This is a genomic window from Sphingobium lactosutens (assembly GCF_013393185.1).
Lineage (GTDB): Bacteria > Pseudomonadota > Alphaproteobacteria > Sphingomonadales > Sphingomonadaceae > Sphingobium > Sphingobium lactosutens_A.
This window is the reverse complement of record NZ_QJQX01000039.1, coordinates 32440-47046: the sequence shown is the minus strand read 5'-3', so window position 1 is coordinate 47046 and position 14607 is coordinate 32440. Positions and strand designations below refer to the sequence as shown.

Annotated in this window: 6 protein-coding genes; 4 read left to right on the top strand and 2 right to left on the bottom strand. The window is 64.3% G+C overall.

What is annotated here, in order from left to right; translation table 11 throughout:
* Positions 1 to 67: 67 nt before the first annotated feature.
* Positions 68 to 1237, bottom strand: coding sequence for a hypothetical protein (locus tag DM806_RS09205; protein WP_179042931.1), 1170 nt, complete (start codon positions 1235 to 1237; stop codon positions 68 to 70).
* Positions 1234 to 1887, bottom strand: coding sequence for a polysaccharide biosynthesis/export family protein (locus tag DM806_RS09200; protein ID WP_179042930.1), 654 nt, complete (start codon positions 1885 to 1887; stop codon positions 1234 to 1236). Before DM806_RS09200 ends, DM806_RS09205 begins: the two co-directional genes overlap by 4 nt.
* 283 nt (positions 1888 to 2170) lie before the next feature.
* Here DM806_RS09200 and DM806_RS09195 point away from each other — a divergent pair, with 283 nt between their 5' ends.
* From DM806_RS09195 to DM806_RS09180, 4 genes are all read left to right on the top strand, one after another.
* Positions 2171 to 2938: a WecB/TagA/CpsF family glycosyltransferase gene (locus DM806_RS09195; protein WP_256869183.1), complete on the top strand. Its 768-nt coding sequence runs from the start codon at positions 2171 to 2173 to the stop codon at positions 2936 to 2938.
* Positions 2922 to 3977: a hypothetical protein gene (locus DM806_RS09190; protein WP_179042929.1), complete on the top strand. Its 1056-nt coding sequence runs from the start codon at positions 2922 to 2924 to the stop codon at positions 3975 to 3977. The genes DM806_RS09195 and DM806_RS09190 overlap by 17 nt, the downstream gene beginning before the upstream one ends.
* A gap of 203 nt (positions 3978 to 4180) precedes the next feature.
* Complete coding sequence (locus tag DM806_RS09185) at positions 4181 to 11467, top strand: hypothetical protein (RefSeq protein ID WP_179042928.1); 7287 nt, start codon at positions 4181 to 4183, stop codon at positions 11465 to 11467.
* Positions 11464 to 14598: a hypothetical protein gene (locus tag DM806_RS09180; RefSeq protein WP_179042927.1), complete on the top strand. Its 3135-nt coding sequence runs from the start codon at positions 11464 to 11466 to the stop codon at positions 14596 to 14598. The genes DM806_RS09185 and DM806_RS09180 overlap by 4 nt, the downstream gene beginning before the upstream one ends.
* Positions 14599 to 14607 lie beyond the last annotated feature (9 nt).

Sequence of the window (14607 nt, the reverse complement as noted above, 5' to 3'; positions counted from 1 at the left end):
GCATTTCAGCCCCACATGATTGGGTCAGGATAATTGGGACCGGAAAAATCCCCATCTTGTCAGGGTGTCACAGCGGCAGCGGCTCATATTGCAGCTGGATGCCGACCACGGTGGAGGACAGGGCGCGGCCATCCGGCGGCTCGCGGCGGCGATATTCCGCGACAGCCGACGCCGTCAGCCGCCGGTTCACGCGTCGGTCCAGGCGCAGCCGTGCCTGCGCCGAATCCAGATTGGGCAGCCGGCTGCGTTGCTGCGAGGCGCGTTGATACCGTCCCTCGAACCCCAGATTGAGGCGCGGTGTCAGGCGCCATCGTACCGATCCGGCCATGTCGAAGCGACGCTGCAAACCGCCCAGCCCGCTCACTTCGGATGCAAGCGCCCCGCTGGCGCACGCGGTCAACCGCTGTGCTTCGTGGCAAAGCTCGATCCGACCGGCGGCCTGCGTCCGGCTGGCGGACGGCGTGAGTTGAAAAGTCGACGTGCGAATATGCTCAAGCCCCATTTCCGTGCGTACCAGCCATGTCGTGCTCAACCGCTGGTCCAGCGTGACATAGGTCGACAACACATGGCTGTTCGGCGCTGCATCCACCTTGTTCCAGGACTGACCTATGCGCGCGCCCAGCGTCGTGTAGGGGCTGGTCCGTCTTGTCGCATGAAGCGTCAGCAGCGTCGAATCCGTGTCGCGCAGGTTAGTGACGGTGGGGTATCGTCCATTTTCCACGGTCAGTTCAGGTTGAATCCGGGTTCTCGCGTCAGGGTGCCAGATTACCGAGAGGCTGCCGATCCGGCCTTCCCGCACACCGGCGCTTCCGATCGAGGCATCAATATCAGTCGCCAAGCGATCGACCATCGGTTCGCGATCGATCCTTGTCCGTGCCAACACGGAAATCCATTCGTTCTTGCGCCAATCTGCCGTCAACTGGACATTGCCATGGGTCAGGTCTTCAAATCGGTGGCTATATTGTCGCATTGCCAGTATGCTGCTCAGTTCCACTTCCAAGCCGGTGGCGTCGGTAAAGGTCATGGAAGGTTTGATCGCGGCATCCACAATGGCGGAACCCCGATCCGATCCGCGCACCAGCAGCGGATTGGAGGCCGCCGAAAGCCCGCCCTCTACGGTAAGGCCAGGCTTTACATCAGCGATCACACCGGGTGCGCAGATGTTGATCCCGGCGATCAGCAGCGCGCCGCCGGCCCCCTTGCGCGCTGCCCCCCAATATGTTTCGCTTGGCCTCATGGGATTACGAGAACATCGCCGCTCCTCAGCACGGGGATCGGGTTGGGCAGGGTTCCCGTATTCAGGCTGCGGCTACCCTTGAGAATGCGCGCGATATGCACACGCTCGACCAGTTGGCCTTCCGGCGTCTGACGCAGGATCACGGCACCCTTCACATCGGCAAATTCCGCAAGTCCACCCGCCAGGCTCAATGCCTGAATGATATCCACGCCCTGGCCGGCCGCGTAGCTGCCCGCATTGCGCACCTTGCCCAGGACATAGAAGCGCATTCCCGAAGAGTCGCGTACCGATACTGTCACGTCCGGCGCCCCGTTCCGATATTTATCGGCCAATCCCGCGCGGATTGCCAGAGTGACCGCGCCTGTAGTGCTGCCGGCCGCCATGATCCTGCCGGCGAGAGGAAAGGAAAAGGATCCGTCCGGTTGTACGCGGACCAGCCGCTGCATCCGTTCTTCGCCCCACACCATGATGTCCAGTTCGTCGCCTGCATTGATGCGATATTGGGCATCGTCGCGGGCCATCGCCATGTCGATGCCGTCCGCGCCTGCCGTGGCCGGGACATGGCCGCATGCGATTGCGACAATCAGCCCGCACAGGGCGGCGCGATTAGCACCGCGCAGAAGGCACGACTGAAACGCCTTTAAAGCCATGGACTGTCCCTTCAGCTAAGCTTGTCTGGACAATAGGCCGCCCGCCCATCCGCCGATATTCGGCAACGTCCCCACTGGAAAATCGGGAGGGTGTTGGCCGGAAAGTTTTGCCTGCTCACCCCTGCGCATAATCGTGCTGCCGTCTTCGCTGGAGGAGTCGGGGCAATGAAAACCACGAGCGGGAGGGGCGGCAATGGCGGCTTTGGCACCTATGGCGGACCTTTCGGCCGCATCGGGGAAAACGGCGCGGCGTTGGTCGCCGCCACGGTACATGGTCAGCTTCTTGGACATCGATTTTTGCGACCTGTCGTTGGAGGATGCCCTTGCCGCCATCCTGAAGCGCCCCGCCGGAGCACCCTTTGCCTATGTGGTGACGCCCAATGTCGATCATGTCGTGCGCATCCAGCGACGTCGCTCCGATCTCTGGCCGGCCTATCGATCGGCATGGCTGTGTCTGTGCGACAGCCGGATATTGTCCCGCCTTGCGGCTCGTGCGGGCGTGAACCTGCCCGCTACGCCCGGAAGCGACCTGACGGCTGCGTTGTTGCGTGCCGGCCATGAACCCGGCGACCGGATCGCCATTGTCGGTGGATCGGAAACATTGGTCGACTGTCTGCAATCCATGTTGCCGATGGTCGATTTCGTCCGCTTCAATCCCCCCATGGGTTTCGTCGCCAATCCGCATGCCTTCGCCGCGGCGCGCGACTTCCTGATCGATGCGCAGGCTCGCTTCGCCATCCTTGCCGTCGGTTCTCCGCAACAGGAATTGCTCGCCTGGCACGTCGCTCGGTCGGGCAGGGCAACCGGCACGGCGCTCTGTGTCGGCGCCAGTCTGGATTTCCTGACCGGCGAGCAGAGGCGGGCGCCCGAATGGATGCAGATGCTGAGCATGGAATGGCTGTTCCGGCTGTTGACGAATCCCCGGCGCCTGTGGCGGCGTTACATGATCGAGGGGCCGGTCATATTGCCGATCTACCGCAACTGGCTGGCCCGGCGGCGGCGCAGCCGCGTACGCATTCCTCCCGGTGCAGGTCTTGGACAACATCATTGAGGCCATGAATGCGCGCCGCTTTCTCTTACCGGGCATCATCATGCTGGCGGCGTGTTCGCCCGATGGCGAGCACCGGACTGCGGCTCATAGGATGAGCTGGAAACATCCCGAAAGGGCGATTATTTCCGGCCATAGCCTCACCGATGGCGCCTATCCCGATCAACTGGCGCTGATCATGGCCGGTCCCTCCGATCGTTTGCAGGTCGATGCTCATAATATCGCAGGCTCGACCATCGCCACGCGCATGGAACGCGGCTTGAAAGCGCAACTATCCCGGCCCGGTGGTCGCTATGACATAATGCTTGTGACAGAGCAGCATACTTTGCTCGGCAATATCGTCTGGAGCGATACGATCGGTCAGCTCCGCCAGGCACAGGATGCGTTTATCACCGGCAATCCCGACGGACGCAGTTTCCTATTCACATCCTGGCTGGCGATCGATGACCTGACCGATCCCGGACGCTGGATCGCTGTGGAAGAGGCGATGGCACCGTTGTGGAGATGCGCTGCGTCACGGGTGAATCGTAGCCTGGCCAGCGATGGTCGAAAGGATAGGTTGGAAGTCATCCCCACAGCGGCGGGTCTGGCATGGCTGGTCCGACAGGCGACCGGTCCCGAGGGCGTCCCCGGCCTGACCATGCCGAGCACTGCCGAAACGCTGCGACAGCTATTTACCGACGATGTTCATCCGACGCCGGTTGCTTCGTGGTTCGTGGCGTTGCTGACGCACGCGTTCATCTCGAGCAGGCCAGCGCCAACCCACCGTCCGACGTCTGTTTCCATCAAACTCGATCTTAGATTGCGTGATCTGGCCCGGCAGTTCGTGCAGCTTGAAAAGAACGCATCAAGCGCGACTCCGGAACAATGTCGTGACCATCTGATCCATACCGCCTTGCCAATCTATCTTGCCTATCAGCGGGATACGCAGTGGCAGAAGGATGGGAAGCGGGCGGCTTATGCCAAATGGATACGTCATTCAATAGAATGGAGTATAAAGTTTCGTCTTAGCGATCCATTGAGTTCCGACTTGCCTCTTTAATGCTGAATGTTCAGCAGAACGCATCTGGAGACGCGCTACGGCTTGTGGGTGCGTCGCTCTGCCGCGTTAAACTCTATCGAGAAACTGACACATATTGACACAGAATCAAATTTAACGGACCGATTGCAACAGAGTCGCAGTAAGAAAACAAGCCATTTCGAGATTCTCCGCCCGGTCAGGGTTCGGCGTACGGAAGGGTGTATATGGCGGCTCTCGGCGTCTCGCTGTTCGAACTTATCGGGCTACCGCCTAGTTCGACATCGCTCGTTCCGCCGGATATTCGGCGGGAGCTGGAAAAGCTCGCCGTCGTCGATTTTTCGATTATCACCAGCGACGATGCGTTCATCTACACCGGCACGATCCGGTCGCTGGGCGAGACCCTGTTCGCCTCCTCGATGAACTGGCCGATCGAACTGCCGCTGCTCAATGTCGGCGTGCCGTTCCAGTTGGTGCGCAAACGCCTGCCGGTCGTGGCGGGCGAGGATATCGAGCCGGCACCGGACGGTTTCCAGATCGATCTGCTGCTTCAGCGCATGGCGATCGTCATCCCCGGCCTCGTGCCGGCCAAGCTGGTGCCGAGCGCGGGCACGACGGCCGCCCATCTCGTTCGGCCGGTAAGTGGCGACAAGCTGTTCGGCACCAAGGTGAAGATCGTCGGATCGGGCACGCTGCGCATCGCTTCCTCACCCAGTGGCGGTGCGCCTAGTATCCGCTTCGTCGCGCCACCCGATCCGCTCGATCCCGGCGCGCCCACCGGAGCATTGCTGTCGCTGGGGTTCCAGCCGCCGCATTTCTTCATCGGCTCTTCCGACTATGGCATGACGGTCGACACGCTGGTGTATGACGACAGCGAGGTCTTCACGCCGGCAGATATCGAGGCGCGCGGGCAGGGCCCGGATTGGCGCGGCATCTCGATCAAGGAAGCGACGGTCTATTTTCCGCGCAACTCGCCCGTGGTCGGCGATCTCAGTGCCGGAGTGCGCGATGTCTTGCTCGGCTCGCCGCTTGGCCTGCAGGGCGAAATCCGCATCGAATTCGGCACGACGCCAGTCAATCCCGACACGCTGATCTTCACCCAGCATCGCGTCGGCGATCCGCCGGTCGATATCGCGCTGGGCAGTGCCAATTCGGTCACGAGCCAGACCTATCGGATCAATCTGGCCAGCGGAAGCGGCGATGCCGCCTTTGTCTCCGCCGCCGGTCCCACGGGCAGCAACCATCGCTGGAAACTGCCCGACGGGACCATAAGCAATGGTCTGTCCAGCGGCGAGTTCCGCGCGCTGCCCGGTGACTGGCTGATGGTGTACGGACTTGAGGGCACAGAGCCAGACGTCGCTGAATCACCGCCGATCACGGTGCAGTTCGTCGCGGCCGCGCCGGTCGCCCTGCCTTCGGTCAACGCCACGCTGGTCGGCACGACATGGCAGGGTGTGCTCAGCCTGTCGGGCTTTCAGGAAGCCCTGGAAGACGTCACCTTATCGCTCGATCCGGCCACGGGCGTAGATGATTATGTATGGGAGTTCGGATCGAGCGTCGGCGCGCAGACGGGCAAGGGCGCAACCTTCGCTCCGAAATTCCCGGCGCTTGAGGGGCATTATTACATCACGGTGGGCAAGCCGGGCGCGGCGCCGCAGCGGATCGAGATTGAAGTGCTGCCTATCGGTGAGTTGATCGTCGGTTGCCGCGCCGGTGTATTCGACGGGCATAACAATCCGATCGACGTGCGCGCGATCGAGGGCAGTTACAGCCTTCCTGCCTTTCTGCAGCGTGGCAATTTCCTGCCGGCCGAGAGCGACGCAACGGTAACGGGCACGACCTTGTCCGTGCCGGCGGAAACGCTGGCGAGCATCACGGTGGAGCGTAACAGCGGCGCCGATCCCGTCCCGCCGCCCCCGGCGGTAGAGCGGCAGGTATCGCGGCATGCGCAGATATTGATGGACATCGACGGCACCGAGCCGCTGAAGTTCATCAAGGATGCTGACAATGGGGGCGCAACCGAAGATTTTACACCGGAAGCCCTGCACGAATGGCGTGACCAGTTCAGCGGTTCCGACTTCCTCGTCGTCGGGCGCGCCTGCGACATCGGGACGGCCCAGCGCAATCAGGACCTCGCCTCACAACGTGCGAAGGTCGGAAAGACGCTCCTCGGTGCAAGCTCGGCCTTCCAGCGCGGCGAACGATCGCAATGGAGTGAGAGCGGCGCTGATCCGGGCGGTCAGGCGATCGAGAACGCTGCGACAGAAGCAGATGGCGTTCTAGACACCATGAAGGCCAACAACGTCATGACACCCGGCACATCGACCGCGACGGCACCGGGCTATGACGGCTGGCTGTTCAAGATCAAGAATGACGGCGGCTTCAAGGACGACAAGGATAGCGAAGCGCATGATCGCCCACATTATCGCCGTGTCGATTTCCATGCTGTCGGCGGCACCGTGGCGCCCGACCCCAACGCGCCGCCGACGCAGTCCTCGCAGGCGGCCGTCACGCTGCGCCGCGCGCTCGTGCCCGGCAGCCTGCCGCCCGCGCTGAGCCCGCCAAAGCCCAAGACCGTCGCAAGGCCCTATCGCGTTCGCCTCGTGATCCGGTGGGATAGCCCGACCGTCACCGAACTTTCGGACGCCATTCCGACGCAGGCGGAAATCACCGTCGCATGGCAGTCGCGCGCGCTGCCCGTGCCGGGCGGGACGGGCGACGTCACCCCCGCCAAGACCCAGCCCAGCGCCGGCGGCCCTGAAATTTTCACCTTCGTCGGCGGCTGGACCTATGATCCACGCACGACGGCGACACAGTTCAGCCTCGCGCTCAACTCGACCGGGGATCCCGACGGGCTCGCCATGCTGACCGGCGATTCAGCCGCGATGAACGCGGTGGCGACCGCGCTGGCGATCGGCCCGGCGTTGCTCGCCGGCATTCAGAGCAGTGACGTGGTGGGCGGAGCCGCCCGTGTCGCGGCATTGGTGGCCGGCATCGGCTTCGCGGTTGCCTACGGCAAGGATGGCAAGGTCGTCCTGCACGGCGTGAAGATCGAGTGGCGACAGCGCGCGATTACCAGCGTCGAAGGCGCACGCTTCCGCTTGCTCTGCGATTACACTGCGTCGATCGGCTTCGATTTCGACGAATTCGGCATTCGCATCACTGCGAACAAGCCGATCCAGGTGCGCTACCGCGATGTCGGCATAGAGATCGACAGCGCCAAAAGCGGCTTCGATGCGTTCGGTGTCATCTACGAAAATACCAGCTTCGACATCGCCGATCCCGGCCAGTGGACGATCCAGGGGCCGCTGGGCGACCTGATCCGCGTCACCGCCACGCGTGCGGGATCGGGCAGCACATGGGTGGAACTGGATCTCGCCTTCGCGCTCGATCTGGGCGTGGTGAAGATCACGGGCTGTACGCTACGCGCCAGCTTCTCGGACGGTGGACTCGGCATTGAGTTTCGCGGCTTCTCCGCCTCGATCGATCTGCCCGGCGTGGTGCAGGGGAGCGGCGGCGTCACCATCGGCGATGGCGGCCTGATTCGCGCGGGCCTTGCGGCGGACATCCTTCCGATCAACACTTCCGCCATGGCAAGCCTCGCGCTGCAGGGCGATTTCGTAGCGCTCGAAGTGGGGGTTCTGCTGCCGGTGGGCATACCGCTCGCGCAATCAGGCCTCGCCATTTACGGTTTCGTCGGCCGCGTCGTCTCCAACGGGCAGCGCAACCTTGTGGGCCTCAGCAGCGACCCCGTGCTGCGCGAACTGGAATGGTATCGCCGGCCGGGGCAGGACAAATATAGCCCGGCGCCCGGCCAGTGGGCGATGGGCCTCGGCATCAGCGTCGGTACCATGCCGGACACCGGCTTCACCTTCAACGCCTTGGGCATGCTCTCGGTCGGCTTCCCCGATCCTGATGTCGTGATCAGCATTGACGCCAGCCTGTTTAAGAAGCCCAAGCTGCCCGCCGCCGACAATAATGAGCCGCAGGCTGGCCTCACCATCCTAGGCGTGATCGCGATTTCCAAGCGTGCGGTCGTCGTTGGGGTGAAGGGCACCTATGTCATCCCGAAGGTGCTGAAGCTCGACATGCCCTTCGGCGCTTATTTCCCGCTGCCGGGCAATAATGATCCGGCCTTCGTGCGGGTCGGCGCCGATGGCGTGAATGGCCGCACCGGTGATCCCGTCACGCTCACGCTGCTGCCCGATACGCTCGACATCCGCGTCTGGTCCTACATGATGGTCGAGGAACGCAATCTGCTCGACCTCGGCGGCGAAGATGATCTTGACCTCAACGGCTTCTCGATCGGTTTCGGCGCTGGCTGGGCGATGAAATGGGGCGGGGGGCCAGTCTATCTCCGCGCGTCGGCCAAGATTCTGGCCGGCATGGGCACAAAGCCGCTGACCATCGTCGCCGGGCTGTATATCGAGGGCGAGTTGCGGCTCGTTATCGTCTCGGTTTCTGTGCGCGGCAATGTGAAAGCGCTGATCACCGAGCAGCATCAGTCTTTCTCGGGCGAATTCTGCGGCAAGGTGGATTTCTTCTTCTTTTCGGTGGAAGGCTGCGTCGACTGTTCGTTCGGCAGTGGGTCGGATCCTGGTATCCCGATACCGGATGCGCCGCTGAGCCGCATCGACCTTACCGGGCGCACCGGCGCGATCGTGGGCCGCGCCTATCGCAACGGAGAGCCGCAGGATCCGACGTTGCCACCGATCGCATGGCCCGACACCGTACCCCTGCTGAATTTCGCCACCTATATCCAGAACTGCCTGATAGGCTCATCCTTCGCCCCTAATCCGTCCGAGTTGCCGGGCGTGCCGTGGAGCGGCAGCACCGAGCTGAAATATGCCTATCGCCTGACGAAGCTGGAAATCCGCAAGCGTGGACAGGCGCCGATGGCCGGCCCGCTCGAAAGCGTGTGGTGGTGGCCGACGCATCGCAGCGGCGTACTCAATCCCGCTGATCCCGAACCGTCGGAGCATGAGGGGCGACTGCTCGGGCTGCTGAGCTGGCATCCCGCGCCATGGGGCCGCAACATCGCCGATGGCGGCGCCGGGACGCCCGCCGATCCGGGCAATACCGTTGGACAATTGTGCGAGCCGGTGACGGACAGGTTCCGCGGTTGCGTGCGCGGCGATCTGCTCACGCGACAGAGTTTTGCGGCGGTGAAGCTGTCGGGCATCGCCGGTACGCGCTTCGCCGCCAACATCGCCGAATATATGCCGGGTTCCGACTCGCTCGCCGATGCGCAGGCGGCAGTGGCGCTGGCAGGGTGGCAATTGATCGCGGGAGCCTCAAGGCCCTTCGCGCCACCGCTCGACGTGCCCTCCGGCCCATCGGCGGTCGCCGCCGGATATCAGCTGGCCCGTTTCGTGAAGGGTCCGCAGTTAATCGCCACGCTCGGCGCGCGCATAATGCCGACGCTGGCGCTGGACGATGCGCTGCTGACGCTGGAGGTCTGTATCGAACGCTCGCGTGGCGTGCTGGAGGCGGGCTGCGACGACTATGCCGATCTCGAAATCGGTGCGCGCGTTTCCGATGGCGTACTCCAGCGTCCCGGCGTCTCCTATCGCTGGCGGTCGAATGCGTGGCAATCGGCCTCGCCGATAGTCGATCATTTCGCGCCCGCGACTGATCGAAAAGCGGAGCTTTGGGTCGGTTCGAAGGGCGTCGTCGCCACCTTCGATGCGCCAACCGACCAGGTTGCACTCACCGTCTGTCATCTGGAGGGCGAACCCGTGCAGGCGGTCGCGATGGATGCCGCCGGCAACATCGTAGCGCGCGTGGCGGCGCAGCCATTGCCGGCGCAGGCGCAGCGGATCGTGCTGGAGGGCGCCGGCATCGTCAGCGTGCGGATATTCGGTGGCAGCGCGCGTGGTGCCGACGGGATCAGCCCGAAGTCCGGCGGGTCACTGCTCAAGCTGTGCCGCGGCAAGGGCGAAGACGATCTGGTGACGCCGATACTCTCGGAAATGCTGGCCGGCTCCGAACCCGGCAAACCGCCGGTGGTGGAGGCGCTTTGCGCCGATGGCAGCAGCATTGTGCTGGAACCGAAGCTCTTGGGGGCCACGGCCAGCAACCTCGCACTGCTTGCCCGCGCGGCGACGACACGGCGGTGCGCGCTTGTCCAATATGCTGCGCCGGCCGGGCAGACTATTACCGAACTGCGCGTCGCGCCGTGGACGGGCGGGCGCATTTCTGTCATCTCTCTGTGCGGCACGGACTGGGTCACGCGCTATGTGCAGACCACCAATGGCGATGCGCAGTCCGGCACGGCCGGCAGCTTCGATGATCATTCGGACCCGACGACGAGCAGCGAGCGGCCCAACCTGCTCGATGCCGACAGTGAATATGAAATCGTCGTCGGCATGCAGTGGGTCGGCTGGCGGCGCGATCGCGACGATCCCGTCACCGCAACGCCGCCGCCGCTGGCGGATACGCTCGACTGGAAGGACTTTACCGATCAGGTCTTCGCCTTCCGCACTGCTGCCGAGGCGGCGCTGCCCGCCAACCCGCCGCCGGCCGATTTCAAGGACGAGCGAACTTTCGATCCGCGCGGCCTGATGCGCTATTTGATCGGCTTCGATCCCGACGGGAAGGGCGCGCCGCATTTCCTTGACGATCCGATCAACGTCTATTTTCGCGCCGATCATATCGAGCCGCTGCTCGCCAAATATGGCCGCTCGCTGCGCTTCAAACTGCGCCGTACCGATCCGCCGCCCGGCGCGCTCGCATCCCCTGATGGACTGGGTTCCTCAGTGCGGCCGAGCGACATGGCGATCGTGACGGCCATCGGCCTGCTGCCCACCATGTTCCTGGAGGCATCCGACGCGCTGCTCGTCGAGGCGGCGGAGGCGGCGCCCTGCGTCAAGCCACCGGTAGTCGGCGGGCAGGCGGTGGCGATCACCGCCGATCTGGAGCCTGATGCCGATTACGACCTGCTCCTGGTGGCGCCGCCATCGGCAACGCCGGAGGTGGATACCGTACTGATCACGCGCAGCCATTTCCATACGTCTCGCTACATCGGCCCGGCGGACATGCTGGCGGCTATGGCCCTGCCGACCGACGGCAGCGTCGATTTCCGTCTGCCGTTCGATGCGATGATCGAGGCAAGTGTGCCTGCGGCAATCGCCATTCCCAACGATGCCGATTTCGAGACTGTAATGCGCGCGCTCGGCCTCGATCCCTGGCCGCTGCCGGTCGCGCCACGGGTCGTGGCGCTGTGGAGCAAGACGGCGCCCTTCCAGCTGCATGGCATAATGCTGGAGACGGACGAGCCCATGGAGCGCGGTACACGCATGTCGGTGAGCGGGATCAGCATCAACGGGACGGGTCTGCAGCGGATCGTGGCCAACACGGCGACGACGCGTGCCATCTGGATGGTCGCGTCCCCCGTGCCGCTGACGGAGGAGAATGTGATCGACGTTCAAGTGAGCGCCAACGGCGTGGCGCTGCACGGCCGTCGGTCGGTGCTGAAGGTGCCAAGGCTGGCGCTGCTGGAGGGCTTGGCATGACCTATCTCGCACCCACTGCTCTACTGACCGGTGCCGGGATCGACGACCCTGCCGATCCGCACCTCGCCGTGGCGGGGCATATCCGCCTGTTCCCCTATCCGCGTCTCGGCTTGCCGGTCGCGCCGATCCTCATTTCCCGCACGCTGATCAATGCGGCCATCGTCAAGCGCCAGGCGCGGCACGACATCGAATGGAGGAATGCGGACAATCAGGTGCTGACGCCGCCCTTCGCGATCACGCCGGGTGAGCCTGTCTATGGTTGGCTGCCGAATGATGGCCGCTGCGTGTGGATCGAGTTGAACGCCACGCCTGCGCGCGTGATCGGTCCGATCGGACCAATCCGCGACGTTCTTGACCCGGTCATTCGCGACCCCCGCCTCGTCATTGCCAATCGCCTCCCGTTGGATCGCCTGCCGCTGGGTCGCCTGCGCGCGTTGCGTCCGCGTCTTGCCGGCATCGAGATCACCGAGATCGAACCGACCGAGCGCGGCGACAGCGTCATCCAGCGGCGCAGCAAGGCGCCATGGCAATTGGCCGGCAGCCATATCCGCCGCATCCGCGTGACTGGCAAGGGTATGATAAACGGCGCCAGCTGGCTGGATGCAAAGCGGTTCAAGCCGTCGAATGTCTGGCGCGAATGGACGTTGCCGCATTACGATGCGCCACGCTACGTCTCGCGGCCCAGCGCGATGTCCGACGCGAAGGATCGGGTGGCTCGCGGCGCCATCCAGCGTGAGCAGCTATATGATGCTCCGAATGCCGATGCTGCCTCCGCGCCAGCTTTCGCCGATCCTATGGGACATGAGGTGAACCGGATCGACGCTCGCTATTCGCCTGATCTGGAGACAATGCTCGATCGGCTGCTGACGGATACGTCGCAGCCTGCGGTCTACCTGACCGAGCCGGTGCAGAGCCGCGATGACCTGACAGGGCAAGTGGTCGGCACGATCAATCTCAATCTTCTCGCGACGATGCAGATGGCGGCGGTCGATCCCGGCATGTCGCGCTGGCTCGGTCTGGCCGATACCGATGAGGAGACGCGCTCTCTGCCGACGGGCACAATCCTGCTCTACTGGGTCGATGGCTGGTGGGACGGGGCCGAACTGCCCAAACGGTCGCTGCTTATCCGTTTACTGCGCGCGGCGTTGCGCAATGAACCGGATGCGGCGGAGGCTTTCAGGCGTCGCTTCGATCGCGATCCGCCAAGAAATACCGGGTGGCTGATGAACCTCGGCACGATCATTCCGCTGATCGTCGGCATTCCGCCCGATCGTCCGCAGCGGCCGGGGCTGGGCGCAATCACCAGCGGGCCGTGGAACAGCAGCCTGATCCCGCCGGCCGCCGCGCGGCAGGTGACGCTGCCGCTCAGCGGGCTCTCGCCAGCCGGGCAACTGGCCTTTGCGCGGGTCGACGCCAACGGACCGGTCGCGCTGCATGAAAAGGCGCCGGATGGCGGCGCGCTGCCCGTTACGGCCGCCGTGCTCCCTGATGCGCAGGCGCCGGGGCTGGGTGAGTTATATGACCAGCTCGCGCCGCCCGATGCCACGCGTTACCGCGTCGCGCAGACCGACTGGTTCGGCCGCTGGAGCGATTGGGTGGAAGGCCTTGCGCCCGCCGCCGAGCGCCCCTATCCGCCGCGCCCGGTGCCCGAGCTATTCTATTCGCAGCCACCGATACCCAATCCGATGCACAGCAATCCGTTATACGGTCTCGTGCGCATCCGCGTCGGTGTGCCGCAGCCTTCGCAACTGCCGGCGGGAAGCCTGGCGATCGCCAATCTGGAGGTCGTACTCAATGACGGCGTGCCGGAATTGATTCCGGTTCCGCCCAACGGCATAAACCTGGATTTCGTGCGGGCAGGCCCGGCGCTGGAGCGCGCGGGCATCGGCACGGTCAAGTTGGTCTGTCGGTGGCAGGACAGCGCCGGTCGCTTCTCCGACCCCTCGCCGCCGATCGAGCGCGATGTCCGCGATCCGCGTCCGCCGGTCGCCGTCGTCCTGCCCGAAACGCTGGCCTATGGGTCGCGGCCGGACGTCACCGGCAAGTCGCGTATCCAGATCGATTGGCAGGCCAGCCCCGGTCAGGCCGCCTATCGCGTCTATCACAGCGACGAGACTACGCTGATGACCGCGCTGGAGCGGGAAGGGGCTGCAACTGTCTCGATCCGGGCGGCGATCGCGGCCGCACCGAATGCTGCCGCGCGCGCCGCAATTTTCATCGCCAACAAGAACCGGTTCGACAAGACGCGTTTCGAAGCGATCAGCCCCGACGGCTTCACCGCCACGCGCTTCGAACATCGCGTGTCGGGCAGCCTGCGTGTGCTCGTCTTCTACCGCATCGTGCCGATGAGCCTGGCAAATGTCGAAACACCTTTCGACGAAAGCGCAATGGTGCCCTTTGGCATCCCCAACAGCGGCCCTCCATCGACCCCGCTGCTCGTCGTCAAACCGCTGGTAGAGGCCGGCGTGCCGCAGGCGGCAGTGCATATCCGCGTGCCGCAAGGGCCGGTGGTTGCCACCGAGTTCCGCCTGCGCCGCTCGATCGTGGAGAGCCGCGATCCGCTGCGCATGCCTGTCGCGCTGACGGGCATAGTGCCGCCGCTTCCGCCGGGTGCGGGGGCGGAGGTGATGCAGGAGGTGGTGAGCTTCCGCGATCTCGGTGGCAGCGAGTTGAAATCTCCGGATCCGCTGCGACCATGGACAGCCTATAGCTGGGCGGTCGAGGTGCGCGGCGCGCCTGAGGCTGGCAGCAGTGTATCCGGCGAATGGTCCGCGCCCAGCGCGCCGGTGACGACGGCGATCATGCCGCCCCGCCCGCCGCTGCCTCCTGCCGATGGAGCCTGGGACGGTACGATGGAGGTCAGCTTCACGCATCCCGAGCCGTTGATCGGCGGGAGCATGGGCGCCTATGCGATCGACCTCTATATGGAGCGTCCCGGCGAGACGATGACCTTCTTCAAGGCGCTTTCCGCCGATGCGGAAGCGAGCGCTGGCGGCCGTGATCCGGATCGCACCGGCCGCTTCCGTTTCATGTTGAGCGCGCCGCCGCAGGCCGGCACCCGGTTCCGGGCAATGATCACCGATCCGGGCGGGCGCACCAGCCAGCCCAGCGCCGAACTGCTGATAGCATGAGGGAGGCCT

Coding starts and splice junctions, on each gene's coding strand:
- DM806_RS09205 (WP_179042931.1), bottom strand. CDS start 1,237: ATGAGGCCAAGCGAAACATATTGGGGGGCAGCGCGCAAGGGGGCCGGC.
- DM806_RS09200 (WP_179042930.1), bottom strand. CDS start 1,887: ATGGCTTTAAAGGCGTTTCAGTCGTGCCTTCTGCGCGGTGCTAATCGC.
- DM806_RS09185 (WP_179042928.1), top strand. CDS start 4,181: ATGGCGGCTCTCGGCGTCTCGCTGTTCGAACTTATCGGGCTACCGCCT.
- DM806_RS09180 (WP_179042927.1), top strand. CDS start 11,464: ATGACCTATCTCGCACCCACTGCTCTACTGACCGGTGCCGGGATCGAC.